The sequence below is a fragment of the Streptomyces sp. Ag109_O5-10 genome, from assembly GCF_900105755.1.
Lineage (GTDB): Bacteria > Actinomycetota > Actinomycetes > Streptomycetales > Streptomycetaceae > Streptomyces.
The window spans coordinates 7651228-7663573 of the sequence record NZ_FNTQ01000001.1 but is presented as its reverse complement, the minus strand read 5'-3'; the positions used below and the strand labels follow the sequence as shown (position 1 = coordinate 7663573).

Below are 12346 nucleotides of genomic sequence, written 5' to 3'. Positions count from 1 at the left end.
TCGGGAGGCCTCGCACGGGCACCGTGCCCTTCGCATGCCGCGCAGGCCGCACCGTGCGGTCGGCCCGACCGCGGTCGCGCCTGCCGGAGGCGGCCGTCGCCGCCGTGATCGCGGCAGCCCTCCCCGAGGCACAGAACGACCGCGGCCCACCTGCTGTCTCGCAGGTGGGCCGCGGTTCCGGGTGGGCGATACTGGGTTCGAACCAGTGACCTCTTCGGTGTGAACGAAGCGCTCTCCCACTGAGCTAATCGCCCGGGCGCAGGAAGAACATTACCCCATGTCAGGGGGTACCCCCGACCAGTCGCCGGGGGCCTGGTGGCGACGGCCGGATCACTCCTCGATCTTCCAGGGCATCACGATCCCGAACCTGGAGAGGTAGATCCCGGCCCCGGCGGCCACGACCACCAGGCCGATCGTCGTGAGCGTGATGTTGCGGCGGCGCACCTTGGGGTCGAGGGCCCTCTGGGCCGCCTCCGTGACCTTGCGCTTCGTCCATCGGAGCACCAGCTGGGCCCAGACGAACTCGGTGGCCCAGATCGCCATGCCGGCGAAGATGATCACCCAGCCGGGGCCGGGCAGCGGCAGCAGGACGATGCCCGCGGCCACCACGGCCAGGCCGATCACGAAGACCCCGACCTGCCAGCTCAGGTGCAGCATCCGGCGCGCCCTGACGAACTCGGGCGCGCGCGATCCGAGCCCACGCTCGTCACGCGTCCCGTCCGCCCCGCCGCCGTCCGAGGCCACGGCAGCCTCGCCCGGTTCGTTACTCCCCGTATTCATACGACCAAACACTACCTGAGCGATTCCGGTCACCGGAATGGTCGTAGATCGCGTTCAGGTTCTCGGCCGGAAGAGTTACGTAAACACACGCAAAACACTCAGAGGGGTTTACAACGGCACCGTAGGTGGCATGTCGATTTCGCCGACGTGCGAATCCCCGAGCGCACACTGAGCGAAAGGCCCTGGCGCTTATGAACACCACGGTCAGCTGCGAGCTGCACCTGCGCCTCGTTGTGTCGAGCGAGTCATCCCTGCCTGTCCCCGCAGGCCTGCGGTACGACACGGCCGACCCCTACGCCGTGCACGCCACCTTCCACACCGGAGCCGAGGAAACCGTCGAATGGGTGTTCGCCCGCGACCTCCTCGCCGAGGGGCTGCACCGCCCAACCGGCACCGGAGACGTCCGCGTCTGGCCGTCCCGCAGTCACGGTCAGGGCGTCGTGTGCATCGCCCTGAGCTCCCCGGAGGGAGAAGCCCTGCTGGAAGCCCCGGCACGGGCCCTGGAGTCCTTCCTGAAGCGGACGGACGCCGCCGTGCCCCCGGGCACGGAACACCGCCACTTCGATCTCGATCAGGAGCTTTCGCACATCCTGGCGGAGAGCTGAGGCCACGCCCCCTGCAAGCCGCCCGGCGCCGTCCACTCGGGGAGACGGCTCGGGCCTAGACAACCGCATACGGCAGCACCGGCGCCGCCACCGTGATTCGGTCACGGGGCGGCGCCGGCGTGCCCGTGGAACCGCCGGGGGGCGGTGTGCGTTGTACCGGTCAGTCACGAGTGGGACAGGGCACGGTGCGGGGCCGCCGTATGTCGCTACCATCGGCCACCATCGGCGGGCGCCCGCCCGACCCTCAGGCCAGGGAGCGAAACGTGCTGATCACCCACGACACCCGGTGTTCTCTCGACGCCGTGGTGGATCTGGTGAACACCTTGCCGGAGGACGACGCGGCGGCGGACGGTCTGCCCGATGTCGCGGCCCTCCAGCATTTCGTACGAAACCACGACATCAGCGATGTGGGTGTGCTGTCGGAGTTCGACCTGTCGGCGGTGCGCAAGATCCGCGGCCGGTTCGCGGGCATCTTCGCCGCCCCGGACGCCAGGACCGCCGCCGGGATGATCAACGAGCTGGTCGCGGCCGCGGGGACCACTCCCCGGCTCACGGACCACGACGGCTACGACTGGCATGTGCACTACTTCGCGCCCGGCGCCTCGGTGGCCGACCACCTCGCCGCCGACTGCGGGATGGCACTCGCGTTCTTCGTCGTCGCCGGGGAGCAGGAGCGGCTGCGGCGCTGCGAGGCACCGGACTGCCGACGCGCCTTCGTCGACCTTTCCCGTAACCGTTCGCGCCGTTACTGCGACAGCCGGACCTGCGGAAACCGCCTGCATGTCGCCGCGTACCGGGCACGCCGCAAGGAGGCGGCGGGCTGATCGGGCAGCCGTCGGCGACAGGGGCCCAGGTCGGGCGCACCGACGGGTCGCGGGGTGGATGCCGACGCCGGTCCCGGCGGGTGGCGCCAGGACGGGCGGGTACGGCTCACAGCCACAGCAGGTCGTGCAGCGCAGCCATGAGGAGCAGACACCCGATCACCGCTAGGAAGATCATCAGCGGTGGCTGGGAAAGGGCGAAGAGGCACCCGCGGGGCTCGTCCTTCGGCGGCGCGGCCTCGCTCTGTTTCGTGTCCAGCATCTCGCTGCGATGATGTCCCAGCGAGCACCCGCCACGCGATCAACACGCCCGGAATGGGCGGGAGTTCACTGAATTCCGCGATGTCCGTTTCGCTTCCGCCCACCCTCTGCACACTTCCGCCCGGGCCGTGGGCGCACTGTGTCGTTTCAATGCCTCATGCGATTGTCATATGCATGCGCTCGCACCCCGGCTGAACTGGGTCGCCCGGTGTCCTGCCGGGGCCGCCCCCGCGCCCGGTCCGCCGCCTTCGCGGTCTGTCATATCCCGTGCTTCTTGAGGATGGCCTCGATGTCGCTGAAGTCGTCACCGGAGCCGGTGCCGCGGGGCGCCGCCGCGGGCCTGGACTCCGCGCGGGTGGCCGGACTCAGGGACGGTGCCGAGGCGGCGGGTGCGACGGCGTCGCGCTCCGTGCTCCGGGCGGCCGCCTTCCGCTCGGCGCGGGTGCCACGGGTGCCGCCGCGCCGGCGCTCCACGGCGCGGGTGGTGGCGAACAGGGCCCACGCAGCGCCGAGCACACCGAAGCCGGCCCAGGCGGTCGGGCTGAAGGCGGTGTCGGCGATCCAGCCGACCACGCCCGTCATCACCAGGCCGATGGGAACGAGGGAGTAGGCGGCGGTACGGGCCGCCGCCAGGTACCGCTTGCGATAGGCGGTGACCACGGCGATGCCCAGGCCTGCCGCGGACACGGCGGAACAGACTGTCTCGGCGATCATCCGGTCCTCCTGCGGGCTGGGTCGGGCGGACGGAGTGCGTGCCCCGCCCCTTCCATCGTGCACCGCGCCGCCCGTGCGATCCATGTCCAGGCCCGACAATCAGGGGCATCTCGGGGTCCCCTCCGGGGCACCTCCACCTCAGGGACGAGCTGCGGCCGCACCCGGCGTCGCCGCCCGCCCCCAGCCGTCTCGATTGGGTGGACGGAGCACGGCCTGGAAGACTGGCCGGCATGAACGACTCCCCCGCGCGCGCCGACGCCCCGGTCCTCGACGTCTGGTGCGAACTCCAGTGTTCGGACTGCCGCAGCGCCCTGGACGACCTCCGCGCCCTGCGTGCCCGGTACGGTGACCGGCTGGAGCTGCGGCTGCGGCACTTCCCGCTGGAGAAGCACAAGCATGCCTTCGCCGCCGCGCAGGCCGCCGAGGAGGCCCTGGTGCAGGGCAGGGGCTGGGAGTACGTCGAGGCGGTCCTCGGCCGGGTCGAGCGGCTGGACCGCGAGGGCGAGCCGTTCCTGGTCGAGGTGGCCGGCGAACTGGGCCTGGACGCCGAGGAGTTCGACACCGCGCTGATCGACGGCCGGCACATTCTGGTCGTGGACGCCGACCAGGCCGAGGGCAAGGCCATCGGCGTGACCGGCACCCCCACGTACGTCATCGGCGGCGAACGCCTCGACGGCGGCAAGAGCCAGGAGGGCCTGCGCGAGCGCGTGACGGAGATCGCCGACCGGTTGCTGGCCGAACAGGAGTGACCGGGCCTCAGATCAGGTTCTTGTAGAGGATGCAGGAGACGGTGACGTACCCCAGCGACTCGTAGAGCCGTTCGGCCGGGGTGTCGCCTGCGAACACGGTGAGACCGAGGACGGGTCTGCCGGCGGCGATCGCCTGCTGCTCCGCCAGCAGCATCAGGGTGCGGCCGTGTCCCCGGCCACGGTGGGCGGCGTCGGCCTCGACGTCGTACACCCAGGCCTGGTCCCTCCAGAAGGCCACCCACAGGGTGCCGACGCGTGTCCCCTCGTGTTCGAGGACGGTGAGCCGCACGTCCTCGGTGGCGAGCCCGCCCGGCAGCAGCCGCTCGTGGTCGCGCCGCGACTTCTCGCGTGCCTCGGTTTCGGGCAGGCCCCGCTCGATCCACCTGCGCGCGTACGCCTCGGACTCGTGGGCGAGCCACTCCTCGAACTCGGCCTCGGTCAGGGCGCGGCCGAGGCTGCCGGCCGGCAGCGCGGGCTGGGTGTCGCCGAGGTGCTTCTCCATCCTGCGGTGGCGCGGGACGTACCCGAGCGCCGTGACGAGCCGCAGCGCCGGCTCCGCGGCGGCCGGGACGCTCACCTCGATCTGCCGGCAGCCCCAGCCCCGTGCCACCTCCTCCGCGGCGAGCGCGGCCACGGTGCCTCGGCCCCGGTGCCGGTCGGGCTCCTCGATGCGCAGGTCGGCGATCCGGGCCACGCGGGCCCCGAGATTCGGCGAGGTGCCGAGGTGGAGGGTGCCGACGGGCCTGCCGTTCACGCACACCTGGAAGTGCCGGGACGGCGCCCCGTCGGCGCCGTGCTGAAGCGGCTCGGTCGGCCGCAGGGTCGTGGTCATCAGCCGTGTTCTACCCGCCCGGGAGGGTGACGTCAGCCCGACGAGGCCCCGCCGCTCAAAGCCCCGTGGCGGCTCTCAGGGATCCAGGTCCTCACCCGAGCGCTCGTCGAAGACGCGCATGGCCTTGGCGGTCACCGGGCCGGGGGCGCCGGGGAGCGCACGGTCGTCGACGCGGTGCACGGCCTGGACGTCGCGCAGGGTGGAGGTGAGGAAGATCTCGTCCGCCCGCTCCAGGACGTCCATGGGCAGCTCGGTCTCACGGGCGCCGGTCCACTCGGCGGTCAGGGCGCGGGTGATGCCGGCCAGGCAGCCGGAGGAGACCGGCGGGGTGTGGATCTCGCCGTCGAGGACGACGAAGACGTTGGAGCCGGTGCCCTCGCAGAGCTGTCCGACCGTGTTGGCGAACAGGGCCTCGGAGGCGTCGTGCCGGTGGGCGCGGGCCAGGGCGACGACGTTCTCGGCGTAGGAGGTGGTCTTCAGGCCGGTGAGCGCGCCGCGCTCGTTGCGGGTCCACGGGACCGTGATCACGGCGGTGGAGTCGGCGCGGCGACCGGTCTCGCCGAGGGCGACCACCAGGGTCGGGCCGCGGTCGCCGCGGTCGGAACCGAGGGGACCGTGACCGCCGGTGTAGGTGATGCGCAGCCGGCCCAGCTCCATCGGGTTGGCCGCGAGGACCGCCGCGCAGGCCCGGCGGACCTCGTCGTGGTCGGGGTCGGGCAGGCCGAGGCCCCGGGCCGAGCGGGTCAGCCGGTCGAGGTGGCGGGTGAGCGCGAAGGGCCGTCCCCCGGTCGCCTTCACCGTCTCGAAGATGCCGTCCCCCACGGTCAGCCCGTGGTCGAAGACGGAGACACGCGCGGACTCCACGTCCTGCAACCCGCCGTCCAGCCAGATCTTCACTGCTCTCTACCTCTACAAGTCAGCGTCCGATGCGTCGGATGCGCCAGGTGCATCCGACGCGGCGGACCGGCCGGGGTCCGAAGGTCGTCGGCCGGGCCGGCTCAGCACCCGGGATCCCCTTCGTTCATGTCATACGTACCCGACGCTATCGCGAGCAGCCGGGCGGCCTTCAGTTCGGTCTCCCGCCACTCGCCCTCCGGGTCGGAGCCCCAGGTGATCCCGGCGCCGGTACCGAACCGGAGCTCGTCACCGTCGCCGGACCGGTCGATCCAGAAGGTGCGGATGCCCACGGCCAGCTCGCCGACGCCCCGGTCCGCGTCCACCCAGCCGATGCCACCGCAGTACGGGCCGCGCGGCGCGGTCTCCAGGGCCTCGATGATCCGCAGGGCGCTCGACTTGGGCGCACCGGTGACCGAGCCGGGCGGGAAGGCCGCGGCGAGCAGGTCGGGCCAGCCGGCGTCGGCGCGCAGCTCGCCCCGGACCGTGGAGACGAGGTGGACCAGCCCCGGGTGCTTCTCCACGGCGCACAGGTCGGGGACGCTCACGGTGCCGGTGGCGCAGACCCGCCCGATGTCGTTGCGGACCAGGTCCACGATCATCACGTTCTCGGCGTAGTCCTTCTCCAGGAGGTCCGCCTCGGTACGGCCGGTCCCCTTGATGGGCCCGCTCTCGACGGTCCGCCCGGTCCGGCGCAGGAACAGTTCGGGCGAGGCGGTGGCCGTCTCCACGCCGTGCGCCGGGAGGCGAATCGTTCCGGCGTACGGCGCCGGGTTGCCGCGGGCGAGCAGAGCGGTCAGGGCGTCCACGTCGGCGTCCGGGTCTACCGGCGCCGACAGCACGCGGCAGAGGTTGGCCTGGTAGACCTCGCCGGCCGCGATGTGGGCACGGATCCGCCGCACCGCCGCCGTGTACGCGGCGCGGTCGAGGGACGACGTCCAGTCACCGGCCGCCGGGCCCCGCCACCGCCCCGGCACCGGCGCGGGCACCGGTTCCTCCCGTACCTCACCGAAGCGGGCGCAGGTCAGCCGCCCCTCGAAGTCCGCGCAGACGGCCCAGAAACCGGACGAGTCCAGGGCCGCGGGATCGCTGGTCACGTCGAGGAGACCGGTGGCGACACGGCCGCCGAACCGGGCGAGAGGAGGGAGAGGGGGAGGACGACGAAGCACGTCGTCGAGTCTATGGCGGGTGTCCTGGCGGTGGCCCGGGCATGTCGTCAAGGGTGCCCTGACCACGGCATCCGCCGGGACCGGCGCAGCACGCTGCGCAAACGCGTTTTTGTGCTGGCCCGGGAATCCGCTAGAGTTCAACACGTCGCCGGGACGCGAGAGCCGACCGAAACGACAGGCGGACGTAGCTCAGTTGGTAGAGCGCAACCTTGCCAAGGTTGAGGTCGCGAGTTCGAGCCTCGTCGTCCGCTCGAAGGAACTAGGGGTCTTCCCGATCCCCTACACTCCTGGTGGAGTGGCCGAGAGGCGAGGCAACGGCCTGCAAAGCCGTCTACACGGGTTCAAATCCCGTCTCCACCTCCAAGGACGATTAGCTCAGCGGGAGAGCGCTTCCCTGACACGGAAGAGGTCACTGGTTCAATCCCAGTATCGTCCACTGGATCCTGGCCGGAAGGCCGTGGATCTGTCCCGCGCGATTAGCTCAGCGGGAGAGCGCTTCCCTGACACGGAAGAGGTCACTGGTTCAATCCCAGTATCGCGCACGCAGTGCCCGTGATCAGCGGATCATGGTCCCAAGGACGATTAGCTCAGCGGGAGAGCGCTTCCCTGACACGGAAGAGGTCACTGGTTCAATCCCAGTATCGTCCACACAGCAAAGAGCCCCGGCCGTCTCGTACGGCCGGGGCTTCTTCGTGGGCTCAGCTGGAGAAGAGCATGTGCGCCCAGCTCTTGTGCCCGTGGTGACCGTGGCCGCCGTAGTGCCCGCCGTGACCACCGCCGTGACCACCGCCGTGGTGGCCGCCGCCGTGCGGGGCGCCCCAGGCCGGCGCGGGCGGGGCCGGGTACGCCTGCGGAGCCGGCGGCGGCACGGGCTTGGACCACTGCGCCTCCAGCTGGGTCAGCGCCTCCAGCTCGCCGTAGTCGAGGAAGATGCCCCGGCATCCGCTGCACTGCTCGATCTGGACGCCGTTGCGGTTGTAGGTGTGCATCGGCGCATGGCACTTCGGACACTGCATGGTCGGCTCAACTCCTCGCCGGTGAAAACTGCTTCACGTTCTTCCAGGACAGACTCCGTCCGACCCTGGCCGGTTGCAGCGTACTTCGGGAAATCGTGCGTCAACCGGGCTGGACGAAGGGGCATTCCGGTGCCATCCGGGCACAGGCGTCGATCAGGGACTGCTCCACCTCGTCCAGGGGGCGGCCCGCCGCGATCGCCTTCGCGAGGTAGCGCGCACCGGTCTGGACGGTGAGGGCGCGGGCCGGGACGTCCAGGGCGGGCCAAGGGTCGCCGTCCTCCGGTACGGCCGGGCCGCCGGCCGCGCGGTAGGCACCGAGGAAACGGGTCCACTCGTCGGGCGGGAGAAGGCCGCAGGCGTACCAGGACGCGGGCCGGGCGAGGTCCCAGGCGGGGTCGCCCAGGCCGAGATCGTCCACGTCGATGAGGCGCCACGGGCCGTCCGGCGCCGGATGCCGGACCAGTTGGCCGAGGTGCAGGTCGCCGTGGCAGAGGGTGCGGGGGCGGCCGGGCGTGGCCGGTGCTTCCGCGCGGGCCCAGGCGGGCAGGGCGGACCAGGCGCGCAGGAGAGGCTCGGCGGCGGGGTGGGCGCCCGCGGCGGTGAGGGCCTGCCTGAGCCGCGCCATCGCGTGGGCCGCCTTGGCGGGGCCGCGCATCGGGGGCACGGCCCCGGGGACGGGCGGGGTGCGGTGGAGCCGGGCGAGAAGGGCGGCGGCGGCTTCCCAGGGGGCGGCCTCCGGGGCGTCGGGGTCCACGGGGGCGCCGTACGGCCAGAGGGTGACGGGCCGGTCGTCGACGAAGGCGGTGGGGGCCGGGGCGAGAGGCGGGAGGAAGACGTCGGGGAGGCGGGCGGCGACGGCCAGACGGCGGGCGAGGGCGGTGGGGTCGGTGTCGGGGGCGTGGGCCTTGGCGACGGTCGCCGCATGGCGGAGGACCGTGGTGTCGGGGCGGTGGGCGAGGGTGGCGGTGGCTGCGCCGCAGTGGCAGGGGGCCGCCGGGTCGGGGTGGGCGGCGGCCAGGACCTTGGCGGTCAGCTGGGGCAGAACGTCTGCGGTCATGGGGTCCCCCGGGAGGTGCGGCTGCGCTGCGGTGAGAGTACGTGGGGCGCGGGGGCCGGGGTACCGGCGCTTCGCTCGCCCCCGGTTGCGGGCCGCCTCCCCCAGCTCTCGGCCGGGAAGCCTCCAGCGGCACGACTGCCCCGCAGCCGGGTTTTCAGGGGCGCGGAGAACTGCGCGACAAGCCCCCACCGGACCGCAGCCGACGACGCACGCCGCGGCCCCGCAGAAAAAGCAATGCCGGCGCAGCTCCCCAGCTGCGCCGGCATTTTGCCGTCCGCCGCACCCCCGTCCCCACGGGGTTTCATATGGGTGGATGTCCCCGCCCGGACCGCTCTTCCGGGCCTGAGGTCGCCGCTCAGCGCCCCAGCATCACTCCCACGGACGACGCCTGTGTGGCCACTGTCTCCCAGCCGTCGAAGACGACGAGGAGCAGGACCGCCAGGGGCAGGGCCATCAGCGTCGCCACCAGCGGGTGGCGACGGCCCTCTCGGCGGGGGCGGGTGGTGTGTCTCCGCTGAGCCGTAAGAGCCATGGTCCCTCTCCTGACCGTTCAGTTGTCGTTGGCAGCGGCGGGTGTCTGACCTCGGGGGACGAGTGCTGCACCCGCCGCTTGACCTCAAATCTAGGCGCGTGCCACCTCGCGGACGTCATGCCCTCGTACCGAATCGCGGGCCTCCGAGAGGATGAGCCGTGACCTGCGGTCTACTCCCCTGGGTGGAGACGCGCCCCAGGTCTCGTCCTACCCCTCGGGGTCTTCCCGGAGGGGGTGCCCGGTCCTTCCCGGTTTTTCCGAGCTGTCCTCTCGGGGCACCGGCTGTTCCACGAGAGCCAGGACCCGGGTCGCCATGAAGCGCGCGGTCCGGACGACGGTGCCGTTCCGCGTGACTTCGCTCACTTCCACCACACCTCGCCGTACCGCTGTCTCCACCCGGCGGCCCGCCCGGCTCGCCACCACCTCGTACGTACGGGTCGTGTCGCCGGCGTCCACGACTATCTCCACGCGGTCACCCTTCACAGCATCAATCCCCCTTCTGTGACGGCCTGTTGGAGCAGACGAGTGCTCAAAGGCGCCGATAACGGCGCCTTCCTGACCACTCCTCAAGTCTCGCACCCGGCACTGACAATCCGTCGGGCCGAGAGGGCGCGGCCTCTGCGCACGGGCGGCCCGGTAAACGTAAGCTGTGCCACGTCAGACGGACCGGGCAGCGGGGATGAACATGGCGATGATGCGCCTGAGGCGCGAGGACCCGCGCGTCGTCGGCTCGTTCAGGCTTCACAGAAGGCTCGGCGCCGGCGGCATGGGCGTGGTCTACCTCGGTTCCGACAAGAAGGGGCAGCGGGTCGCGCTGAAGGTGATCCGGCCCGATCTGGCGGAGGACCAGGAGTTCCGGTCCCGTTTCGCCCGTGAGGTCTCGGCGGCCCGGCGGATCAGGGGCGGCTGCACCGCGCGGCTGGTCGCGGCGGATCTGGACGCCGAGCGGCCGTGGTTCGCCACCCAGTACGTGCCCGGCCCCTCGCTCCACGACAAGGTCGCGGACGACGGCCCGCTGGGCGCGGCGGACGCGGCGGCGGTCGGCGCGGCGCTCTCCGAGGGCCTGGTCGCCGTGCACGAGGCCGGGGTCGTGCACCGGGATCTCAAGCCTTCGAACATCCTGCTGTCCCCGAAGGGGCCGCGGATCATCGACTTCGGCATCGCCTGGGCCACCGGGGCCTCCACCCTCACCCACGTGGGTACGGCGGTGGGCTCCCCCGGGTTCCTCGCGCCCGAGCAGGTGCGCGGGGCCGCCGTCACCCCCGCCACGGACGTGTTCTCGCTCGGCGCGACCCTCGCCTACGCCTCGACCGGCGACTCGCCCTTCGGGCACGGCAGTTCCGAGGTGATGCTCTACCGGGTCGTCCACGAGGAGCCGCAGCTGCACGGCGTGCCGGACGCGCTCGCGCCACTGGTACGGGCCTGTCTGGCGAAGGACCCGGAGGAGCGGCCGAGCACGCTGCAGTTGTCGCTCCGGCTGAAGGAGATCGCCGCGCGCGAGGCGCAGGGGCTGGCCGACGTACGGCCGCCCGTGCCGCGTGCCGCGGAGGCGGACCGGCCCACCGGACGGCTCGCCGACACGTACTCGACCTACCCGGATCCGCAGCGCACCCAGCGCCGGCCGCAGTCCTCGCCGGGTGCGTCGGGCGCGCAGGCGCGAGGCAACGCCCCTTCGCGCGGCGGCAGCGGTCCGCGCCCGCTCGGCGGTGTGCCGTCCCGGCCGAACGGCGCGCGCCCCACGCCCGCCCCGCGCGGCAACGGCACCCGGCCCGGGAACGGGAGCGGGAGCCGGCCCGCGTCGCGCGGTGGCAACGGGCGTCCGGCGCCGCGCCCCACGGGTACCGGACGGCGGCCGGCCAATCCGAGGCTGCTGCGCCAGCGGCTGTTCGTGTTCGTCGTCGTGACCGTGCTGGTGGCGCTGGGGATCGCGCTGGCCCAGGGCTGCTCCGGGCCCGCCCGCGGGATGGGCGTGCCCGGTGTCGGCGGCGGTGCCCTGGCTGTGAAGGCCGTGGCCCTCAGGGAGTAACGGCTCCTACGCCTCGGGGCGGCCGGCCGTCACCGCGTAGAAGGCGACCGCGGCCGCCGCGCCCACGTTGAGGGAGTCGACGCCGTGGGACATCGGGATGCGCACCCATTCGTCGGCCGCGACCAGGGCCTGGGTGGAGAGACCGTCGCCCTCCGCGCCGAGCATGAGAGCGACCCTGTCCATCCGGTGCGGGGCCGCCTCGTCCAGGCTGCGGGCCTTCTCGTCCGGGGTGAGGGCGAGCAGCGTGAACCCTGCCTCGCGGACCGAGTCCAGCCCCTTGGGCCAGGTGTCGAGACGGGCGTACGGCACGGAGAAGACCGCGCCCATGGAGACCTTCACACTGCGCCGGTAGAGCGGGTCGGCGCAGTCCGGGGACAGCAGTACCGCGTCCATGCCGAGCGCCGCCGCCGAGCGGAAGATCGCGCCGATGTTGGTGTGGTCGTTGACCGACTCCATGACGACGACCCTGCGGGTGGTGCGCAGCAGTTCGGTCGCCGTCGGCAGCGGCTTGCGCTGCATGGAGGCGAGGGCGCCGCGGTGCACGTGGTAGCCGGTGACCTTCTCGGCGAGCTCCGGGCTGACCGCGTAGACGGGGGCCGGGAGTTCGTCTATGACGTCGCGCATGACGTCGACCCACTTGGCGGACAGCAGCATCGAACGCATCTCGTAGCCCGCGTCCTTCGCCCTGCGGATGACCTTCTCGCCCTCGGCGATGAACAGGCCCTCGGCCGGCTCGCGCTTGCGGCGCAGCTCGACGTCGGTCAGGCCCGTGTAGTCACGGAGGCGCGGGTCGTCGGGATCCTCAACGGTGATGAGATCGGCCACAGGGTGATACTGCCTTGTCCGGGGTGGGGTGCCAATGGTCTGGAGCGGGTTGTGTTACCCGGGGT

The 12346-nt window shown here is 72.2% G+C and carries 15 protein-coding genes and 6 tRNA genes; 9 read left to right on the top strand and 12 right to left on the bottom strand.

Going from position 1 to position 12346, the window contains the following annotated elements; all coding sequences use genetic code 11:
• Window positions 1–182: 182 nt before the first annotated feature.
• Both BLW82_RS34975 and BLW82_RS34970 read right to left on the bottom strand, forming a co-directional pair.
• A tRNA-Val gene (locus tag BLW82_RS34975) sits at window positions 183–254 on the bottom strand.
• Window positions 255–330: 76 nt separating this feature from the next.
• The gene (locus BLW82_RS34970) at window positions 331–780 is read right to left on the bottom strand and encodes a TIGR02611 family protein (RefSeq protein WP_093505293.1); all 450 of its coding nucleotides are present in this window, start codon (window positions 778–780) and stop codon (window positions 331–333) included.
• Between the two features lie 191 nt (window positions 781–971).
• On the opposite strand from BLW82_RS34970, the gene BLW82_RS34965 reads away from it, so the two are divergent.
• Together BLW82_RS34965 and BLW82_RS34960 are read left to right on the top strand one after the other, a co-directional pair.
• Window positions 972–1385: an SsgA family sporulation/cell division regulator gene (locus BLW82_RS34965; RefSeq protein ID WP_004002642.1), complete on the top strand. Its 414-nt coding sequence runs from the start codon at window positions 972–974 to the stop codon at window positions 1383–1385.
• A gap of 263 nt (window positions 1386–1648) precedes the next feature.
• On the top strand, window positions 1649–2209 hold the full coding sequence (locus BLW82_RS34960) for a CGNR zinc finger domain-containing protein (RefSeq protein ID WP_093505291.1): 561 nt from the start codon (window positions 1649–1651) through the stop codon (window positions 2207–2209).
• A gap of 106 nt (window positions 2210–2315) precedes the next feature.
• On the opposite strand, the gene BLW82_RS44690 is transcribed toward BLW82_RS34960, so the two are convergent.
• Window positions 2316–2468, bottom strand: coding sequence for a hypothetical protein (locus BLW82_RS44690; protein ID WP_167450005.1), 153 nt, complete (start codon window positions 2466–2468; stop codon window positions 2316–2318).
• Between the two features lie 257 nt (window positions 2469–2725).
• Window positions 2726–3181, bottom strand: a complete 456-nt coding sequence (locus tag BLW82_RS34955) for a hypothetical protein (protein WP_093505289.1) — start codon at window positions 3179–3181, stop codon at window positions 2726–2728.
• Window positions 3182–3411: 230 nt separating this feature from the next.
• Here BLW82_RS34955 and BLW82_RS34950 point away from each other — a divergent pair, with 230 nt between their 5' ends.
• Window positions 3412–3930: a DsbA family protein gene (locus BLW82_RS34950; RefSeq protein ID WP_093505287.1), complete on the top strand. Its 519-nt coding sequence runs from the start codon at window positions 3412–3414 to the stop codon at window positions 3928–3930.
• Window positions 3931–3937: 7 nt separating this feature from the next.
• Here the strand turns inward: BLW82_RS34950 and BLW82_RS34945 are convergent, their stop codons facing one another.
• The 3 genes from BLW82_RS34945 to BLW82_RS34935 form a co-directional block, all read right to left on the bottom strand.
• The gene (locus tag BLW82_RS34945; RefSeq protein WP_093505285.1) at window positions 3938–4762 is read right to left on the bottom strand and encodes a GNAT family N-acetyltransferase; all 825 of its coding nucleotides are present in this window, start codon (window positions 4760–4762) and stop codon (window positions 3938–3940) included.
• A gap of 75 nt (window positions 4763–4837) precedes the next feature.
• Window positions 4838–5659: an aminotransferase class IV gene (locus BLW82_RS34940; protein WP_093505283.1), complete on the bottom strand. Its 822-nt coding sequence runs from the start codon at window positions 5657–5659 to the stop codon at window positions 4838–4840.
• A 101-nt stretch (window positions 5660–5760) separates the two neighbouring features.
• A complete protein-coding gene (locus tag BLW82_RS34935; RefSeq protein WP_093505281.1) occupies window positions 5761–6825 on the bottom strand; it encodes a chorismate-binding protein in 1065 nt (354 codons plus the stop codon).
• Window positions 6826–7003: 178 nt separating this feature from the next.
• On the opposite strand from BLW82_RS34935, the gene BLW82_RS34930 reads away from it, so the two are divergent.
• From BLW82_RS34930 to BLW82_RS34910, 5 genes are all read left to right on the top strand, one after another.
• Window positions 7004–7076, top strand: a tRNA-Gly gene (locus BLW82_RS34930).
• Window positions 7077–7114: 38 nt separating this feature from the next.
• Window positions 7115–7188 (top strand) — tRNA-Cys (locus BLW82_RS34925).
• Window position 7189: 1 nt separating this feature from the next.
• A tRNA-Val gene (locus BLW82_RS34920) sits at window positions 7190–7261 on the top strand.
• A gap of 34 nt (window positions 7262–7295) precedes the next feature.
• Window positions 7296–7367: transfer RNA gene (locus BLW82_RS34915), tRNA-Val, on the top strand.
• Between the two features lie 34 nt (window positions 7368–7401).
• Window positions 7402–7473 (top strand) — tRNA-Val (locus BLW82_RS34910).
• A gap of 50 nt (window positions 7474–7523) precedes the next feature.
• On the opposite strand, the gene BLW82_RS34905 is transcribed toward BLW82_RS34910, so the two are convergent.
• The 4 genes from BLW82_RS34905 to BLW82_RS34890 all read right to left on the bottom strand — a co-directional run bounded on the left by BLW82_RS34905 (window position 7524) and on the right by BLW82_RS34890 (window position 9913).
• A complete protein-coding gene (locus tag BLW82_RS34905) occupies window positions 7524–7841 on the bottom strand; it encodes a TFIIB-type zinc ribbon-containing protein (RefSeq protein WP_093505279.1) in 318 nt (105 codons plus the stop codon).
• Between the two features lie 100 nt (window positions 7842–7941).
• Window positions 7942–8898 carry a phosphotransferase family protein gene (locus BLW82_RS34900; RefSeq protein WP_093505277.1) on the bottom strand — a complete coding sequence of 319 codons (957 nt, stop codon included), beginning with the start codon at window positions 8896–8898 and terminating at the stop codon, window positions 7942–7944.
• 355 nt (window positions 8899–9253) lie between these two features.
• The gene (locus BLW82_RS34895; protein ID WP_093505275.1) at window positions 9254–9430 is read right to left on the bottom strand and encodes a hypothetical protein; all 177 of its coding nucleotides are present in this window, start codon (window positions 9428–9430) and stop codon (window positions 9254–9256) included.
• A gap of 207 nt (window positions 9431–9637) precedes the next feature.
• Complete coding sequence (locus BLW82_RS34890) at window positions 9638–9913, bottom strand: hypothetical protein (RefSeq protein WP_093505273.1); 276 nt, start codon at window positions 9911–9913, stop codon at window positions 9638–9640.
• Between the two features lie 196 nt (window positions 9914–10109).
• On the opposite strand from BLW82_RS34890, the gene BLW82_RS34885 reads away from it, so the two are divergent.
• Window positions 10110–11456: a serine/threonine-protein kinase gene (locus tag BLW82_RS34885; protein WP_177233342.1), complete on the top strand. Its 1347-nt coding sequence runs from the start codon at window positions 10110–10112 to the stop codon at window positions 11454–11456.
• 6 nt (window positions 11457–11462) lie between these two features.
• Here BLW82_RS34885 and BLW82_RS34880 read toward each other — a convergent pair whose 3' ends face one another.
• Window positions 11463–12281 carry a TrmH family RNA methyltransferase gene (locus BLW82_RS34880; RefSeq protein ID WP_093505269.1) on the bottom strand — a complete coding sequence of 273 codons (819 nt, stop codon included), beginning with the start codon at window positions 12279–12281 and terminating at the stop codon, window positions 11463–11465.
• Window positions 12282–12346 lie beyond the last annotated feature (65 nt).

Coding starts and splice junctions, on each gene's coding strand:
- BLW82_RS34970 (WP_093505293.1), bottom strand. CDS start 780: ATGAATACGGGGAGTAACGAACCGGGCGAGGCTGCCGTGGCCTCGGAC.
- BLW82_RS34965 (WP_004002642.1), top strand. CDS start 972: ATGAACACCACGGTCAGCTGCGAGCTGCACCTGCGCCTCGTTGTGTCG.
- BLW82_RS44690 (WP_167450005.1), bottom strand. CDS start 2,468: ATGCTGGACACGAAACAGAGCGAGGCCGCGCCGCCGAAGGACGAGCCC.
- BLW82_RS34955 (WP_093505289.1), bottom strand. CDS start 3,181: ATGATCGCCGAGACAGTCTGTTCCGCCGTGTCCGCGGCAGGCCTGGGC.
- BLW82_RS34950 (WP_093505287.1), top strand. CDS start 3,412: ATGAACGACTCCCCCGCGCGCGCCGACGCCCCGGTCCTCGACGTCTGG.
- BLW82_RS34945 (WP_093505285.1), bottom strand. CDS start 4,762: ATGACCACGACCCTGCGGCCGACCGAGCCGCTTCAGCACGGCGCCGAC.
- BLW82_RS34905 (WP_093505279.1), bottom strand. CDS start 7,841: ATGCAGTGTCCGAAGTGCCATGCGCCGATGCACACCTACAACCGCAAC.
- BLW82_RS34900 (WP_093505277.1), bottom strand. CDS start 8,898: ATGACCGCAGACGTTCTGCCCCAGCTGACCGCCAAGGTCCTGGCCGCC.
- BLW82_RS34895 (WP_093505275.1), bottom strand. CDS start 9,430: ATGGCTCTTACGGCTCAGCGGAGACACACCACCCGCCCCCGCCGAGAG.
- BLW82_RS34885 (WP_177233342.1), top strand. CDS start 10,110: ATGAACATGGCGATGATGCGCCTGAGGCGCGAGGACCCGCGCGTCGTC.